This window comes from Drancourtella massiliensis, from assembly GCF_016900655.1.
GTDB lineage: Bacteria > Bacillota > Clostridia > Lachnospirales > Lachnospiraceae > Sellimonas > Sellimonas catena.
Window position 1 is genome coordinate 1 of sequence record NZ_JACJKH010000014.1, and the last position, 16,457, is coordinate 16,457.

Consider the following 16,457-nt stretch of genomic DNA (forward strand, 5'->3'; position numbering starts at 1 on the left):
GAAAGAGGCAGTTCCATAGAGAATTCAGACTTTGAAAAAGTCCGAATTCTCTGGGACTGCCTCTTCTTTTCATGGCAGGGGTTAAAAATCGGTATTAACCGATAATCCCTTTTTTTGATTCGGTATTTGTAAAAAAAGAAGAAGGACTGTATAATGAGAATATAATTTACGAATGGGGGAAGTTATGAAACCACAAAGCATAACAGAGAGGCCAGGCACTGGGAAGATGGAACTGATTCGTAAATGGATGGGAAAATAACAGATTGAAAGAGTAGAAAGAGGGAGCAACAATGAGATTATGCATTGCATTACCTCCATGCAAAGTCTTGTAAGATCACATTGCATGGAGCGGAGTCAGGGTTTACTATGCCGGAGACTTTGACCCGGAGGGGCTTTTAATTGCACAAAAACTGAAACAGTATTACCGGGGAGATTTTATTTTCTGGCATATGACACGTCAGGATTATGAGAAGGCGATGTCGAAAGAAACGATCTCCGAAAGGAGAATAAAAATGTTGGAGAAAATTACGGAACCACGGCTGCTTCCGGCAGTGGAACGAATGAGAGAAGAAAAAAAGGCAGGCTATCAGGAAAAACTGATTGGTTTGTACACAGATTAAAGGCAATAAGGCGCCGGTGCAGAGTTTTGCTCTGTTCCGGCGTCTTATTGTCATGCGGAGTAAATGCCCTGTACGGTGATCTGCCGGAAAAACCGGGAGAGCCCAAGGGTTACGGTTTCTTCCACGCGCTGCGGGATCCTGCGGATCAGAATCTCCCCGAATTCGTGAGGGAAACTTAAGAAATGCTCACGTTTTAGGACGGCTGTTTCTTCCGAATCGACAAACCTTGCCGATATATCCAGACGGGAGCCGCCTCATGTGTGGCACATCATTGGGGTAATCAGGATATTTTTATGATTGGATTTTTTCATATGCTCAATTAACCGTTCGTCAAGATGAAATTTCATGGTGGAATCCTCCTTTGCTTTTTCTGGCATTATTATCTCAGATTTAAATGGAGAGTTCCGTGATGAAGTCACAGAAAGGGCAGAAAGGCCCTCCGGACTTTGCAATGCTGATCCGGAAGGCCTCACATGAAATTAAGAAGATTCTCGCAATTCTTTGATCAGTAGTTTGCGCAGTTCCCGGCGTTTGATTTTCGGGCCGATGAAAATACTCTTTGGCTGTTCGGTTTCGTCAAATCCGGTGATGGTGTAACGGTCGTCCACCACATCAAAGCGGAAGAGACAGCCGCCGGCATCAATGAATCTCTTGGCCCGGCAGATCGTCCCGTAAGTACCGTGGATCAGCTGTTCCAGAAACCAGATCAGATGATTGGGACCGGGGAGTGAAATATCTGTAAGGCCGAGGGAGAGCAGGTTTGGAGTGTCCATCTGTTCGGGTGTGATAGAGTTCCCGCTCAGGTCCGTATGTAACAAGGTCTCCCACCAGGACAGCTCCATATGGCTGTAATGCTCTGCCTGGATTCGGGCGTCAGGATTGACATCCCTGATTTTGGAAACCAGGTCATCCATCTCTTCCGGTGTATCAAAGTTGCGTTTGGAAATGACGATGGTCCCGGCTGCCTTTAACTGATCTTCAAAGATATCCCGGTAGTCCCGCATATAGTGGTCAAAGCAGTTGGCATCCACAATGGTAACGGGACTTAAAAGGGAAATCCGTTCATACTCGATCTGCTGGATATTATGAATGACATTGGACAGTACGCCCACACCGGTCGGCTCTACAATGAGATATTCCGGATCGAGGGTGTTGGCGATGGTCAGGATGGAGGAGGCAAAGTCCGATTTCATGGAACAGCAGATACAGCCTTCTGTCAGTTCCCAGATGTTGATATCCTTCTCCTTATCTAAAAGTGTCTTGTCGATACCCACCTCTCCGTATTCATTTTCCATGACGACAAAATCTCGCTTTGTCTTCTGGGCCATTTCTTTAATAAACGTAGTTTTTCCGGCGCCGAGAAAGCCGGAAACGACAAGTATCTTCATAATATCCTCCGATTTTCTGGTTAGTCTTCGATTTTAACGACTGGTTTGATCAGATCCTTTGGCTTGTCTCTCATAAGGAAGAGTGCCTCTTCCAGATGTTCCCATCCGTCAAATACATGGGATACGAGCGGGTGTACATCCAGTTTGCCTGCGGAAACAAGTGCACCGAGTTTTTCCATGCGGAGACGTCCGCCTGGCATGAGACCGCCGTTGATCTGTTTGTGTCCCATGCCGACACCCCATTCAGCGCGCGGGATATTGACATAGGTGCCGCTTCCAAGATAGTTGACATTACCGATCTTTCCGCCTGGTTTTAATGCTTTGACAGCGGATTCAAACGTTTCACAGCCGCCTCCTGCGACAATGACCTTGTCCACGCCTTTTCCGCCTGTCATGGCGAGAACCTGGTCTTCGATGCTTCCGTCTTTGTAACTGATAAAATCAACAGCGCCGTATCCTCTGGCCGCCTCTACGCAGACAGGTCTTGTGCCGACTGCAATAATGCGGGATGCACCGCGCATATTGGCGCCGGCAACGGACATCAGTCCTACCGGGCCGATTCCGATAACGAGAACCGTGTCACCGAACTGAACGTCGGCAAGTTCGACACCGTGGAATCCGGTCGGAACCATGTCGGAGAGCATACATGCGTCTACCGGATCGATATTGGACGGCAGAAGCGCAAGGTTTCCATCTGCGTCATTGACATGGAAGAATTCAGAGAAGACGCCGTCTTTGAAGTTGGAGAATTTCCATCCTGCCAGCATTCCGCCGGAGTGCATGGAATATCCTGCCTGTGCTTCGAGAGAGTTCCAGTCCGGAGTGATGGCCGGAACCAGAACACGGTCACCTGGTTTGAAATCTTTGACAAGAGAGCCGACTTCTACAACTTCAGCACAGCATTCGTGGCCAAGAATCATGTTGTGGCGTTCTCCGATGGCACCTTCCCACAGCGTATGAACATCAGATGTGCAGATTGCGACAGCAAGTGGTTTACAGATCGCATCAAGCGGCCCGCATTCAGGGCGGTCTTTCTCAATCCAGCCGGATTCACCGATTTTCAGCATTGCATAGCCTTTCATTTTACACTACCTCCTTTTAGTTGAAAATTGATAAGTTAGATCTATCATATCGTGGATGGGACGGAAAAAGTGAAAAAATTTCTTTTCAAATTGTAAAAGTTCTATTAATAACGTGAAAAATATGACAAGTTCTGACGAAAAAGGGAAATAAGAAGAAAGTGTTCTTCGATATCGTTTTCTAAGACAAGAGAAAATAAACTTTCATAAATAAAGTGAAAGAAAATTTACTTACATTTAACTAAAGAATGAAAGAAAACTTTACTTCGGATTGTTATGATTTCTAATGTAAAAAGCGTGAAAGTTTTCAGGAGGAAAAGAGAATGGTTACGAAACAACAGACAGCGACACAGTCGCAGAAACTTATGATTTTTGTTCTTACGATGTCACTTTACGGTCTGGCTACGTTATTTACAGAATTGATTCCGAAATTTCAGGTGGGAATTGTGGAATTTTCCGTAGAATATTTTCTGTTTATTCCGCTGGTTCTTGCGATTCTGTTTGATCCGATGTCAGCTGCACTCGGAGCGGCTACCGGAGAACTGGTATTCAGTGAGATCATGCTGGGACAGTTTGGCGGGCTTGGAGAGCTGGAAAAGTTTATTACAGTCACAATCGGTGTCTATATTGCGGGAAGACTTGTGAGAAATCCGAAAAACCGGACAATGGTAGGAATTGCATCGATGACGGGTGTGATTTTACAGCAGCTTTTGGGAACGATTGTGGATATATTAAAGGTTCAGTTTGCGGTAACGGATTTTGAGGCGGTACCGGGACTCCCGGAAAGTGTATTTGCGACAGAAGGTTTTGCATGCTTAAATGATATCCTGTTTTCAGGAATCCTGTTCTGCCTGCTTCCGACGATATTCCTTGTGCCAAGACTTTATGGGAAAATCGAGCCGCTTCTTGGCATGCAGCCGAGGACAGAGGAAACAGCTCTGGGAGCAATCAATGCAAAAGTAGTGATCGGCGCGCTGGTGGCATTTGCGGCGGCGATCGGAGCGGAAATGCTGGCAGAGAGCGGCACTTCGATCATTGACTGGGAAGCAAGCTGGGCAGAGAGCGGTACCGCAGTGGCGGCAGGCATGGTTGTGGCAGCGGCACTTGCGGTTGTGATGCTTCTTGTGATGAAGAAAAAGGCGGAAGCGACAGATAACAAACTGGAAAATGCATAAGTATAAAAGGAAGCAGAAAAGACAGATATGAACAGTATTGAAATCAAACACTTGACATTTGCTTATCCGGGAGCGGAGAAAAATACATTAAATGATGTAAACCTGGAAATTGAAAAGGGAGATTTTGCAGCGATTGTCGGTAACAATGGCTGCGGGAAATCGACATTATGCAAGACAATGAACGGGCTGATTCCACACTTTATCACCGGAACGTATTCCGGAAGTGTGGAGGCAGACGGGGTAAAGGTTCAGGATTCAGACATCGGAACTCTGGCAAGAAAAGTGGGATATGTCTATCAGGATTTCGAAAATCAGATCGTCCGGCCGACTGTGCTGGACGATGCTTCCTATGCCTGCATGAATTATGCCATGCCGGATTATAAAGAGCGGGGAATGAAAGCACTGGCGCAGTGCGGGCTGGAAGGTAGAGAAAATGAGTATATCTGGCAGCTTTCCGGAGGGCAGACCCATCTGCTTGCACTGGCGGGCGTAGTATCTCTGGAACCGGAAGTACTGATTCTGGACGAACCGATTGCACAGCTGGATCCTCATCATGCGGATCTGATTTATCAGATCTTAAAAAATCTGAATGAGAAGTATGGAAAAACAATTATTGTGATTGAACATCATACCGAGTATATTGCGGAGTACTGTAAACATGTGATTCTGATGAAAGATGGGCATATGGAATGGAAGAAGCCGACAAAAGAAGCGTTATGCCGGGTAGAAGAACTCCAGTCCTGCAACATTTTTCCGCCTCAGGTGACACTGGCAGCCTACGAGATGGTCAAAAAACAGGTCATTCCAAAGCCGGACATGCTGCCGTCCAGCATGGAAGATGGAATCCGGCTTCTGGGAGGTCTTGTATGCCAAAGAAGAGGTGATCGTGAAGGTGCTGTTATATCCGAAACTGAGACGATGGTGCAGTTTCGGGACGTTTCTGTCTCCTACCGGGCAGTGAAAGGCAAGGCAGCTCAAGTGTTTGGCGGACTGAATCTGGAAATTCACAGAGGGGAGAAGATCGCCCTGATTGGTTCCAACGGTGCCGGAAAGTCTACAATGATGAAAATGATGACCGGTCTTATAAAGCCGGCAAAAGGTGAGGTCCTCTTAAAGGGGAAATCCATCAAGGATACGAAGCCGGAACAGCTTTCCAGGTATGTATCTTTGGTGTACCAGAATCCGGAAGATATGTTTATCAAAGACTCCATTGAGTCAGATGTGGCGTTCGCCATGAAAGTCCGGAATGAATCGGACTGGGAAGAGAGGACGAAAGCACTTCTCGAGCGGTTCCGGCTCACGGAATTCAAGGACCGGGACGGACGGCTTTTATCCGGCGGACAGATGAGAAGGGCATCACTTGCCATCGGAATTGCCCTCAATCCTGAGATTCTGCTTCTGGATGAGCCGACGGCCAATCTGGATATTGCGACGAGAAAAGAGATTATGCGCACACTGAATGATATAAAAGAAATCACAGAGACAGTGATGATAGCGACGCACGATATGCAGCTTGTATGCGAGTGGGCGGAACGGATCATTGTTCTGTGTCAGGGAGAAGTCATTGCGGACGGAACGAGAGATGAGATTTTCGGGGATATGGAAGTCGTAAAAAAATCCGGAATCCGACCACCGGAGATTTTTACCCTTGGACAGGAGATTCAGTCGGACGCATTCTGTTACACAGTGGATGAATTTGTACAGGGATTTGGAGGAAACTAAGATGAGTGGAATGATGAAAAAGATGTCCGAGAACATTCTGGATAAGTTTTCCATGGATTTTCTGCGGAATCAGGTTCTGAAAAATGCGTATGGAAATGATGATACATTGATTGCAAAGACGGATCCGAGAGTGCTGCTCGTCTGGTATCTGTTTTTTGCTGTTGTACCATGGTTTATGAATGATCTGGTATTTCTGCTTGGATGCTTTCTCCTGGTGGCAGTGACCACGATCATGGCACGCGTGGCAGGACTGGTGCTGGTTTTATTCGGTCTCGGAGTGTTTTCGCAGACAGGATATCTGTTTGTTGTCTCGCTTCTTTTTGGAGGCAATACGGAGACAATTGTGCCGCTGCTTGTACTGACATTAAAGGTGGCAACAGTCTCACTGGCCTCGATTACCGTATTTTCCGGTCTGGATCCGGACCGTCTGTCGAATGGGCTGATGTGGTATGGATGCCCGGAAAAGCTGTCCTTTTCCATTTCTTATGCATACCGGATGCTGCCGATGCTGATGGAGGAGTTTCAGAATGTGCTACTTTCTTACCGGTTGAGGGGAAACGCACCGGACAGCAAAGGCGTGATGGGAAAGATCCGTTATCTGATTTACCAGGTGAAGGTCATTATCCATTCCTTTTATCCGCTTATGCTTAATACGGCAAAACGGTCCAGAACTACAGTGGAAGCCCTGGAGATCAAAGGGTACCGCTATGCGGCGGTGAACAAAGAAATAAAGAAGATGAAATTATCTTCCTTAAAGGTGACGTACAATGACATGCTGTTCGCAGCGGTTTCGTTTTTGTGGATCGCGGTCGTTGTACTGGTTATGGTAATGATATAGGAGGCGCACATGTATCTTGATTTTCACACCCACGGAAAACTGGCAAAAAAACTGCCGTTTTCTACGGTATACACTGACTGGCTGTTTGGAGAGGCAAAGGACGCAGGACTGAATGCACTTTGCCTGACTGAACATTTTAACACCTTACAGTTTGATGAACTTTACGGCTATCTGATGAAAACATGCCGGAGGGACGGGGATACGCTCGTTACGGAAGGCGGGCTCCGGATTTTTGCCGGAATGGAGACAGATATTGCAGAAGGTGGTCATATTTTATCAATCGGGACGCCGGAGAATATTCTGGAACTGAACCGGAGACTGGAACCGAATAAGGAGAAAGGATCCTTTCTCACATTCGAAAAACTGATGAATTTGTTTGAGAAATATCCTATAATAGTAGGAGCAGGGCATCCGTTCCGGGAGGGAGGACATATTCCGGAACTTCCGATGGAACAGCTTGGCCGTTTCCATTTTCTGGATCTTAACGGGAAGGATGTTGCGCAGGACCGGAAAGGTACCGAGGAAAAGACATACCGGCTCGGGAACAAGCTAGGGATCCCGGTGGTAAGCGGAAGCGACACCCATCAGGCAGTTCAGTACGGATGCATTCGGACAAAATTTGAAAAAGAAATCATTACAGTAAGCGATCTTTATGCAGAGATGAAAAAAGGAGCGTATGAGATTCTCATATCTGACAATGCTTCTTTCAAGGTCCGGACAGCAGGAATTTTGAAGAAAGCACTGAAAGAAATCGATGCCCTTGGCGGAAATTATGTGAACGTGCTGGTGGAAAAGCAGGCGTAATGTTTTCGGACAGAGCACATCGAGCGGTTAGGAGAGACAGGGAAATGGAAATGATATTTGAAAAAGCTGTTGAGATTGTAAAGAAAAACGGGGCGGAGCTCACCGGAAGAGACGGGGCAGACACCATCCGGGAAAAAGGACGGACCGACTATGTAACAGAAGTGGACATCCGGGTACAACGGCAGATTTTTGCGGAGTTAAAAGAACTGGATCCAACAGCTCAGCTTCTTGGAGAAGAGAAAGAGAATGAGGGAATCGACCGGAAGGGGAGCATCTGGATTCTGGATCCGGTGGACGGGACAACGAACCTGATCCATGATTTTCAGCACAGCACCATTTCTCTTGCTTATGCCAAAGGAGGAAAAATTCTGTTTGGAGTCGTCTATGATCCATTTCATGAAGAATGCTTTACTGCGGAACTCGGGAAAGGCGCATTTTTGAATGGAAAGCCGATTCAGGTAAGCAAAAAAGAACAGCTTGGCGACTGCCTGACTGCCATAGGCACCTCACCAGGATGCCGGGAACACGCGGACGAAAATTTTGCCAGAATGAGGCGCATCTATGATCAGTGCCAGGATATACGAAGAATCGGGAGCGCGGCACTGGAACTTTCCTATGTGGCATGCGGGCGTCTGGATGGATTTTATGAAGAGAACCTGAAAATCTGGGACTACGCGGCCGGAAGCCTTCTGGTCACAGAAGCAGGTGGAACGACAGTCATAGAGGGACCGGATACCATGGCATGCACACCAAAAATCCGGGAAGAATTTCAGAAACTACTTAAGATTACGGAGGAAGAAAGATGGAATGGCTGATGCCGGATGAGGACAGCAAGTATACAAAATCAGATTTAAAAATTATGGACTTTATCGAGAACTATACGGATGAATTCCTTTTTATGAGTATCGGACAGCTTGCAAAACGGCTGGACATGTCCGAAGCGACCATCTCCAGATTTGCAAGACATATCGGCTATACCGATTTTAAAGAAATGAAAAACCATGTGGCTGCCCGCAAAGTAGGAAAAGGACCGGCCAGAAAAATCGCAGGCACCCTGATGAAAATTCAGGGATTTGACATCCGCAAATGGTTTACCTACCAGCAGGAATGCCTTGAACGGACTCAGAATCAGATTGATATCGGTGAAATGGATAAAGCACTCACTGCAATCCAGAAAGCCAGACGAATCTATATCCACGCCAAAAACGCATCTGCATCTGCCGGACAACTGCTGTTTTTCCGGCTTCGCAGACTTGGATTTGATGTGACCATGGTGCCATCCGGCGGTTCCGAAGTGATCGAAGGAATCGCACACGCAGGCGAAGGCGACCTCGTTATCATCTTCAGTTACTCCAAAGTATCCACAGAAGGAAGGATCATCCTGGACTACGCACAGACCGCAGGCTACCAGACACTTGCCTTCACAAGCAGACTCTACGCACCAAGCGACCAGCGGGCAGACATCAACATTTACGTATACCGGGGAGAAAAAGAAGAATACCACTCCATGACCACCGCCGTTGCCATGATCGACGCCATGGTACTAGCCCTCTCCGAACGCATGGCATCCCAGTCCGCCGAACGCCTCGGCAAAGTACAAAATCTCAAGAAACTCTATCGGAAAGATAGGGATTAACACCATTGGGGACGTGTTCCGATGCATCGGAACACGTCCCCGTTTCACACTGATCTGGAAAATCTGCCTACAGAACCGGAAATAAGAAAGAAAATCATAGACAGAATGTAGATTGTATGGTTTTTTCTCCTGTGATAAGATAAAGGAGACGAGCATGCAGGGACAAGGAGAAAAGAGATGATAAAAGTAATAGCAGCGGATATGGACGGAACGCTTTTAAATTCCGGACATACGATTTCAGAGCAGACTTATCAGACAATACAGGATGTTCAACAGGGTGGAATCCGTTTTATGATCGCAACAGGACGGGATTATCCATCGGCATCCGATACATTAAAAAATTTTCCGCTGGACTGTGACTGGGTGACGGGAAGTGGCGCGGAGATCCGAAACCGGGATGGAGAGCTTCTTCAGACGATACCTATGGATACGAAGTGCTTTGAACAGATCGTTTCCTGTGTGGAGAAGTTTCCGGCGTATATCCGTTTCTGCACGACGGGAAAGGATATTGTCCTGACAGAGGAAGAAGATCTGGAGCAGAGGCTTTTGGAAGAATCCAGGTTGTTTTTCCCGGGAAATACGGATGAAGAAATCCTTGAATCGGATCAGTTTCAGCAGCTGCTGAGGCGTATGTGCCGAATCGGGAGCCTGGAGGAGCTCTGGGAGATGAAGATTCCGATTTATAAAGTGTTTATCAACGCAAAGACCGGGGAAATCATTCAGGAGATCTGGAAAGAGATGGAAAAGATTCCGGGAATCGCGGTTGCATCTTCCTTTTTTAACAATCTGGAGCTGACGGATAAGAAGGCACAAAAAGGGCATGCGATCTCAAGATATATGGAAAAGCTGGGGTACCGGAAAGAAGAAGTGATGGTACTTGGAGACAGTCTGAATGATCTGTCCATGTTTCAGGCCGGATTCGGCGCGGCAGTAGCGATGGGAAATGCCCATGAAAAGATACTGGAAGCGGCAGGTTACATTACAAAAACCAATGATGAGGACGGTGCGGCCTTTGCAATGCGCCTTGCATTGGAAAACCGGCTGGATGAGATAAAAAAGTAAATAGAAAAGAACAGAAACTGACGGGAAGACCTGTCAGTTTTTTGTTTTCTTCCATACTCTGGCTGTGGTATCATAGATAGCATAGGGAGGGAAATTTGATGATGCATGAGAAGGATTACACAAAAGAAAACGCAAAAACAATCGACCAGTGGGTAGAGGAAGGCTGGATCTGGGGCATACCGATTTCCCACAAGGTATATGAAAAGGCCGTAAACGGAGAATGGGAGATGGTGCTGACACCGACAAAGCCGGTTCCAAAATCCTGGTTTCCGGAGTTGAAAGGTAAGAAGATTCTGGGGCTTGCTTCCGGAGGAGGGCAGCAGATGCCGATTTTTGCGGCGCTTGGCGGGATCTGTACCGTGCTGGACTATTCGGACCGGCAGCTTGCAAGTGAAGAGATGGTGGTAAAAAGGGAAGGGTACGACATTGAGATTGTCAAAGCGGATATGACTAAGACCTTTCCGTTTGCGGATGAGACCTTTGACCTGATTTTCCATCCGGTTTCCAACTGCTATGTGGAAGAAGTCCTGCCGGTATGGAAAGAATGTTACCGTGTGTTGAAAAAGGGCGGGATTCTTCTTGCCGGCGTGGATAACGGAATCAATTATATCTTTGATGAGACCGAGACACGTCTGGTTCATGGACTTCCGTACAATCCGTTGAAAGACAGGAACCTGTATGAGGAAGCGATGAAAAGCGGTGACGGGATTCAGTTTTCTCATACGGTGGAGGAGCAGATCGGCGGGCTTCTAAAGGCTGGATTTTGTCTTACCCATCTTTATGAAGACACGAATGGAGAAGGGAATCTTCATGAGCATGGAATCCCGACATTTTTGGCAGTGCGTGCAGAGAAAGAGACGTAAAAGCAATAGACAGGAGTGAAAGGCATGGCAGAAATTTTATTGCTGGAAGATGAGGAAAGTGTCAATCGTGGGATTGAGTTCACATTAAAAAAAGAAGGGTATGAGGTGGATAGTGCCAGAACGATCAAAGAGGCCTGGGAGATGTTCTTGAAAGACGAGCCGGGTCTGATGATCTGTGATGTGAATCTGCCGGATGGCAACAGTCTGGATCTGATCCGGCGGATCAGAAAAGACAGCATGACGCATGTGATCTGCCTGACCGCGATGGATACGGAGATGGATCAGGTGATGGGATACGAGGCAGGGGCGGATGATTACGTCACAAAACCGCTCAGCCTGTCGGTGCTTGTCCTGAAAGTGAACGCCTTTTTTAAACGGCATCAGAAAGCGCCGGCAGATGAAATCGAATCCGGGGAACTCGTCTTTTCCATGTCCAGGATGTGCGCAAAAAAGGGGGACGGGGAAGTCTCGTTTACAAAAAATGAGTGGAAGATGCTGAAACTTTTTCTGGAACATCCAAGACAGATCCTGTCAAAGGGACAGATTCTGGATCAGCTCTTTGATGTGGATGGTGAATTCGTAGATGAAAATACAGTGGCAGTCAATATCAGAAGGCTTCGTGAAAAGATTGAGCCGGATATTTCACATCCTCAGTATATCCGGAATGTCCGGGGGCTGGGATACATCTGGGACCAGGACTGCCAGAAAAGGCAGGGGAACAGGTCATGAAAAAAGAGACAAGGCGGTGTATTACAGAACTGGTTCTCGGATTTCTTGTGACGGCCGCCGTGACAGCAATGATTTTGTTCTGGCAGTATGAGACATATCAGGAAAATCTGGCTTCCAGGGCAAGACTGCTTTTGGCGGAAAATCCAGCGGAAGAGGTGTTTCAGATTCTGAAAGAGGACGGGGATCTGAATACAGAAGAAGTGCAGGATATTCTCGGAGACTACGGATATGAGCATGTCAGGGACAGTCTGGAAGGGCAACGTTTTCTGAGAAACTGCGGATGGACGGCAGGCGGTGCAGTGGCTCTTTATCTTGGCTATGCGGCTGTTGTTTTCTATGAAAAACACAGACATAAAAAGGAAATGGAAGAACAGAGCAAAAAGGCGGCAGACGGGATTGCGAGAATCCGGGAGGGTGATTACCGGCAGGATCTTATGGACTGGTATGAAGAGGAAGAAAGTGAAGACCGGATTCTGGATGAGCTGGATTCTCTCGGAAACTACGTGGAAATGATGGAAGCACAGGCACAGCAGGAGAAGCAGGAGACGAAGACGCTGGTCACCGATATTTCCCATCAGCTGAAGACACCGGTGGCGGCGCTCAATTCCTGCTTTGAAGTGCTGAAAAATGAGGACCTGACAAAGGACGAACGCCGGGAGTTTGAGGGCAGACTGGAAGAACAGATGCAAAGCCTGGGACAGCTGGTGGAAGCGCTTGTAAATATTTCCCGGATGGAGACCGGAATGATTGAGTTGAAGCTTACAGAGGGCAGAATCTTTGATGTGATTCTGGAAGCGGTCAACCGTGTATGGGTAAAGGCTCAGAAAAAGGAGATTGAAATCGAGATGGAGGCGGAAGACAAGCTGGAAGATCTTATTCTTCCGCTCGACTCCAAATGGCTGTGTGAGGCGCTGATTAATCTGCTGGATAACGCGGTAAAATACAGTCCGCCGGGGACAACCGTGACGATCCACGCAGCCAGAATGGCATCCTTTTTAAGAATAGAGATCCAGGATCAGGGAATCGGAATTGCCAGAGAAAACTATCACAAAGTCTTTCAGAGATTTTACCGGGGGGATGAAAAGGAAGTTCAAAAGGAGGAAGGTTCCGGTGTGGGGCTTTACCTTGCCCGGAAGATCATTGAAGGCCATCACGGCACCATTTCTCTGGATGGAAAGAAGATGAAAAAAGAGAAAGGATCCGTGTTTGTAGTGCAGATTCCATATCGGTAGAAGAGAAGTCTTACAAAACTGTAAGGCTTTTTTTCTGTTTCTGCAAGGGAAATGAAAGACAGGCGCGGTAAGATAGATGACAGAACAGGAAAATGACAGCAGAAAGGAATCAGATGATATGGATAAAATTTTAAGAACAGAAAATTTATGTAAATATTATGGAAGCGGCGAAAACGAAGTAAGAGCGGTGCAGAATGCCAACATTGACATCCAGAAAGGAGAATTTGTCGCGATTGTCGGAAAATCCGGTTCCGGAAAAAGCACGCTGCTTCATATGCTGGGCGGGCTTGACACCCCGACAAGCGGGAAAGTACTTATCCGTGGGAAAGACATTTTCTCGTACAAAGAAGACGCTCTTGCAGTCTTTCGGAGAAGAAAAATAGGTTTTATTTTCCAGTCGTTTAACCTGGTTTCCTCCATTAATGTGTGGGAAAATATTGTGCTCCCGATCGGACTGGACGGACGCAAAGCGGATGAAGCATTTGTCATGGATATTGTAAAGACGCTGGGACTGGAAAAGAAGCTTCACAATCTTCCAAATACACTTTCCGGAGGTCAGCAGCAAAGAGTTGCCATCGCAAGGGCGCTTGCTTCCCGCCCGGATATCCTTTTTGCCGATGAGCCGACGGGAAATCTGGATTCCCGGACAAGTGACGAGGTCATAGCACTTCTGAAAATGTCCGTGGAAAAATACGGACAGACACTGGTTATGATTACACACGACGAAGACATTGCCCAGATCGCGGACCGGATTCTCGTGATTGAGGACGGAAAGGTGGAAGAGTTAAGATGAAAATGATCACAAAACTTGCACTGAGTAACAATAAAAAGAATAAGACAAGAAGCATTCTTATTATGCTTTCCATCTTCCTTACCACGGTACTGCTTTCAGCAATCGCCACGTTCGGGTACGGCCAGATCAAATTTCAGAGTGCAAACGCAGAAGAATTTTATGGTTCCTATTACGGCTCCTACGCCGGAGTAACCGAAGATCAGATCGGCGAGATGGAAAAGCGGAGCGAATTTGACCGGATCGGAAGAGCGGCAACTATTGGAACTATTGAAAACGCGAGAAGCATTTCCATGGTCTGGATGGATAATGAGACCAGGGATCTGGCTAATCTTGACAGGCAGCTTCAGGAAGGGGCCTTCCCGGAACAGGAAAATGAAATTGCGGGGCAGAAGGCCATGTTTGAGCGGATCGGCTATCCGGATGTGAAAGTGGGAGACAAGGTGAACATCCGGTTCCGGAGAAATACTCACGAGACCTATCAGGAAAAAGAGTTTCTTGTAAGCGGCATCATGAGCCAGACGGTGAAAGAGCAGGAAAATCAGTCTTATACGGCCTACGTCTCCAAAGCCTGCTATGAATCCCTCTATGCACCGGAAGAACGGGCATATACGATTTATTTCAGCCTGTCCGATTCCGTGGATGTAAATTCCTCCACTCTGGAGATGACCATCAAAGACCTGGCGGAGGAATGTGGGATCAATCCGGAATATGCCTTTGACAATATGTATTATTCTATGTGGGTTCTGGATCCGGGTATGGAAATGATTGTCGGCTGCATCGTTGTGGCACTGATTGTAGTATTCTTTGCAGTCATGGTCATTTACAACATTTTTCAGGTAGGACTGATTCAGAAGATTCAGGAATACGGAAAAATCAAGGCGCTTGGCGCAACGAAAAAACAGATGAAAAAACTGGTATTCCGGGAAGGAATGCTGCTTACCATAATCAGTATTCCGGCAGGACTGATTGTCGGAACCACCGTTTCCATTGGCTTTATGAACAGCTGGCTCTCTCAGAGCACAACCTTAGGAAACCAGGATGTGGTACAGGTTAATATGGTATCGATTCCATTACTTCTCCTCTGTGCGGCAGCATCAGCCATTGCGGTATGGGCGGCATTGAAACGTCCGATGAAAGTGATTTCCAGGATTTCGCCGGTGGAGGCAATCCGTTTCCAGGGCAGTCAGAAGAAAAACAAAGGACTTCGCAGGGGCAGAAAACAGATGGGCGTGCGCCAGTTGACCCAGGCTAATATGTCCATGAACCGGAAGCGGACCATCACCACAATTATTTCCATGGGACTTTCCTGTGTCCTCTTTGTAGTGGCAGCCAACTTTACCGGAAATGTCAGCACCAGATATGACGCAAGAAAACAGGTACCGTACGGACAGTTCCAGATCGACCTTACCTACAGCAAGGCTGATACGGCCTATCCGGAAAACAATCTGGACGCCATCTTAAAAGCCAACCCTCTGGATGAGGAACTGGTGGAACAGATCAGGAAAATCGATGCCGTTACAGATATCAAGATCCGCTACATGATGTACGCTTATGATCAGAACGGCAATCTTCAGTCCATCGGCGTTCTGAACAAAGAACAGTTCGATGACGAAGAATACCAGGGGTCATTAAAAGGAGAAGTTGACTACGAAACCGCAGCGAAAAACGGAGACATCCTTTACGGCTGGTCTTATTTCATCGAAGAGAGCGGTTATGATCTCGGCGATACCGTCACCATGACTATGGGAGACGCAGGCGGCGAAGCCAGGTTCCAGGGAACAATGACAGGAGCCTTCGGTAGCAGCAATTACGACTGGATTATCACAGATGAAGCCTATGATCAGCTGGGACTTTCCGGAAAAAGCATCGGTACCATCTGGGTAGACTGCCGCCCGCAGGACTGCACAGACGTACAAAACCAGCTGGAAGACCTGCTCACGGATAAACAGCATTACGAATTCAGCACCTATCAGGGCGCACTGGAGACATCCGAAAGTAGCCTCGGCATGTTCGAGACACTTGCCTACGGCTTCCTCCTCCTCGTCGGACTGATCGCATTCATGAATATGGCAAATACCATAATCATCAGCATCATCACACGAAAACGAGAACTCGGCGTCATGCAGGCACTCGGCATGACAAACAGCCAGATGAACAGCATGCTCAGAAACGAAGGAGTCCTCTTCACCGCCGGAAGTATCCTCGTATCCCTCCTCGTCGGCATGCCGGCAGGATACGCACTTTTCTGCTACGGAAGAGAACATGGATACTTCGGTCTGGATGTGTACCACATCCCGGTCATCGAGATCGCTGCCATGATTATCATCCTCACGGCACTACAGATCTCACTCTCCTTCATCCTGAGCCGAAACATCAAAAAAGAATCCATCGTCGAACGGATTCGCTATCAAGAATAACCTACTGAGATGGTAGGAAATAACACCATTGGGGACGGGTTCCTGTGCATCGGTACACGTCCCCAAGTTTTTATGTTGACGGAAGTGGTGTGTGGAAGA

The 16,457-nt window shown here is 47.3% G+C and carries 15 protein-coding genes; 13 read left to right on the forward strand and 2 right to left on the reverse strand.

All coding sequences use genetic code 11. The annotated features are described in order from the left end of the window. Positions 1–338 precede the first annotated feature (338 nt). The gene (locus H6A32_RS08815) at positions 339–620 is read left to right on the forward strand and encodes a DUF2399 domain-containing protein (protein WP_346342264.1); all 282 of its coding nucleotides are present in this window, start codon (positions 339–341) and stop codon (positions 618–620) included. Positions 621–1,099: 479 nt separating this feature from the next. Here the strand turns inward: H6A32_RS08815 and H6A32_RS08820 are convergent, their stop codons facing one another. Together H6A32_RS08820 and H6A32_RS08825 are read right to left on the reverse strand one after the other, a co-directional pair. Next, on the reverse strand, positions 1,100–2,008 hold the full coding sequence (locus tag H6A32_RS08820) for a GTP-binding protein (protein WP_204864158.1): 909 nt from the start codon (positions 2,006–2,008) through the stop codon (positions 1,100–1,102). A 20-nt stretch (positions 2,009–2,028) separates the two neighbouring features. Further along, positions 2,029–3,090: an NAD(P)-dependent alcohol dehydrogenase gene (locus H6A32_RS08825; RefSeq protein WP_204864159.1), complete on the reverse strand. Its 1,062-nt coding sequence runs from the start codon at positions 3,088–3,090 to the stop codon at positions 2,029–2,031. A gap of 320 nt (positions 3,091–3,410) precedes the next feature. Between H6A32_RS08825 and H6A32_RS08830 the strand changes: the two genes are divergently transcribed. From H6A32_RS08830 to H6A32_RS08885, 12 genes are all read left to right on the forward strand, one after another. Then, the gene (locus H6A32_RS08830) at positions 3,411–4,262 is read left to right on the forward strand and encodes a cell division protein FtsQ (RefSeq protein WP_087167052.1); all 852 of its coding nucleotides are present in this window, start codon (positions 3,411–3,413) and stop codon (positions 4,260–4,262) included. A 27-nt stretch (positions 4,263–4,289) separates the two neighbouring features. Then, complete coding sequence (locus tag H6A32_RS08835; RefSeq protein ID WP_087167053.1) at positions 4,290–5,984, forward strand: ABC transporter ATP-binding protein; 1,695 nt, start codon at positions 4,290–4,292, stop codon at positions 5,982–5,984. A 1-nt stretch (position 5,985) separates the two neighbouring features. Beyond that, positions 5,986–6,822 (forward strand): energy-coupling factor transporter transmembrane component T family protein, encoded by an 837-nt coding sequence (locus H6A32_RS08840; protein WP_087253608.1) that lies wholly within the window; start codon positions 5,986–5,988, stop codon positions 6,820–6,822. Positions 6,823–6,831: 9 nt separating this feature from the next. After that, positions 6,832–7,626, forward strand: coding sequence for a PHP-associated domain-containing protein (locus tag H6A32_RS08845; RefSeq protein ID WP_118636107.1), 795 nt, complete (start codon positions 6,832–6,834; stop codon positions 7,624–7,626). A gap of 44 nt (positions 7,627–7,670) precedes the next feature. Then, positions 7,671–8,441, forward strand: coding sequence for an inositol monophosphatase family protein (locus H6A32_RS08850; protein ID WP_087253613.1), 771 nt, complete (start codon positions 7,671–7,673; stop codon positions 8,439–8,441). Then, the gene (locus H6A32_RS08855) at positions 8,429–9,262 is read left to right on the forward strand and encodes a MurR/RpiR family transcriptional regulator (protein ID WP_087253617.1); all 834 of its coding nucleotides are present in this window, start codon (positions 8,429–8,431) and stop codon (positions 9,260–9,262) included. Before H6A32_RS08850 ends, H6A32_RS08855 begins: the two co-directional genes overlap by 13 nt. Before the next feature lie 177 nt (positions 9,263–9,439). Then, the gene (locus H6A32_RS08860; protein ID WP_204864161.1) at positions 9,440–10,324 is read left to right on the forward strand and encodes an HAD family hydrolase; all 885 of its coding nucleotides are present in this window, start codon (positions 9,440–9,442) and stop codon (positions 10,322–10,324) included. A gap of 98 nt (positions 10,325–10,422) precedes the next feature. After that, the gene (locus H6A32_RS08865) at positions 10,423–11,187 is read left to right on the forward strand and encodes a class I SAM-dependent methyltransferase (RefSeq protein WP_243424887.1); all 765 of its coding nucleotides are present in this window, start codon (positions 10,423–10,425) and stop codon (positions 11,185–11,187) included. A gap of 24 nt (positions 11,188–11,211) precedes the next feature. Next, entirely contained in the window at positions 11,212–11,916 is a 705-nt protein-coding gene (locus H6A32_RS08870) for a response regulator transcription factor (protein WP_204864162.1), read from the forward strand. Then, positions 11,913–13,148, forward strand: a complete 1,236-nt coding sequence (locus H6A32_RS08875; protein WP_204864163.1) for a sensor histidine kinase — start codon at positions 11,913–11,915, stop codon at positions 13,146–13,148. The genes H6A32_RS08870 and H6A32_RS08875 overlap by 4 nt, the downstream gene beginning before the upstream one ends. Before the next feature lie 118 nt (positions 13,149–13,266). Further along, positions 13,267–13,941 (forward strand): ABC transporter ATP-binding protein, encoded by a 675-nt coding sequence (locus tag H6A32_RS08880; protein WP_204864207.1) that lies wholly within the window; start codon positions 13,267–13,269, stop codon positions 13,939–13,941. After that, positions 13,938–16,358, forward strand: a complete 2,421-nt coding sequence (locus tag H6A32_RS08885; protein ID WP_204864164.1) for an ABC transporter permease — start codon at positions 13,938–13,940, stop codon at positions 16,356–16,358. Before H6A32_RS08880 ends, H6A32_RS08885 begins: the two co-directional genes overlap by 4 nt. Positions 16,359–16,457: the final 99 nt, after the last annotated feature.

Coding starts and splice junctions, on each gene's coding strand:
- H6A32_RS08840 (WP_087253608.1), top strand. CDS start 5,986: ATGAGTGGAATGATGAAAAAGATGTCCGAGAACATTCTGGATAAGTTT.
- H6A32_RS08850 (WP_087253613.1), top strand. CDS start 7,671: ATGGAAATGATATTTGAAAAAGCTGTTGAGATTGTAAAGAAAAACGGG.
- H6A32_RS08855 (WP_087253617.1), top strand. CDS start 8,429: ATGGAATGGCTGATGCCGGATGAGGACAGCAAGTATACAAAATCAGAT.
- H6A32_RS08820 (WP_204864158.1), bottom strand. CDS start 2,008: ATGAAGATACTTGTCGTTTCCGGCTTTCTCGGCGCCGGAAAAACTACG.
- H6A32_RS08880 (WP_204864207.1), top strand. CDS start 13,267: ATGGATAAAATTTTAAGAACAGAAAATTTATGTAAATATTATGGAAGC.
- H6A32_RS08825 (WP_204864159.1), bottom strand. CDS start 3,090: ATGAAAGGCTATGCAATGCTGAAAATCGGTGAATCCGGCTGGATTGAG.
- H6A32_RS08845 (WP_118636107.1), top strand. CDS start 6,832: ATGTATCTTGATTTTCACACCCACGGAAAACTGGCAAAAAAACTGCCG.
- H6A32_RS08835 (WP_087167053.1), top strand. CDS start 4,290: ATGAACAGTATTGAAATCAAACACTTGACATTTGCTTATCCGGGAGCG.
- H6A32_RS08885 (WP_204864164.1), top strand. CDS start 13,938: ATGAAAATGATCACAAAACTTGCACTGAGTAACAATAAAAAGAATAAG.
- H6A32_RS08860 (WP_204864161.1), top strand. CDS start 9,440: ATGATAAAAGTAATAGCAGCGGATATGGACGGAACGCTTTTAAATTCC.
- H6A32_RS08865 (WP_243424887.1), top strand. CDS start 10,423: ATGATGCATGAGAAGGATTACACAAAAGAAAACGCAAAAACAATCGAC.
- H6A32_RS08870 (WP_204864162.1), top strand. CDS start 11,212: ATGGCAGAAATTTTATTGCTGGAAGATGAGGAAAGTGTCAATCGTGGG.
- H6A32_RS08875 (WP_204864163.1), top strand. CDS start 11,913: ATGAAAAAAGAGACAAGGCGGTGTATTACAGAACTGGTTCTCGGATTT.
- H6A32_RS08830 (WP_087167052.1), top strand. CDS start 3,411: ATGGTTACGAAACAACAGACAGCGACACAGTCGCAGAAACTTATGATT.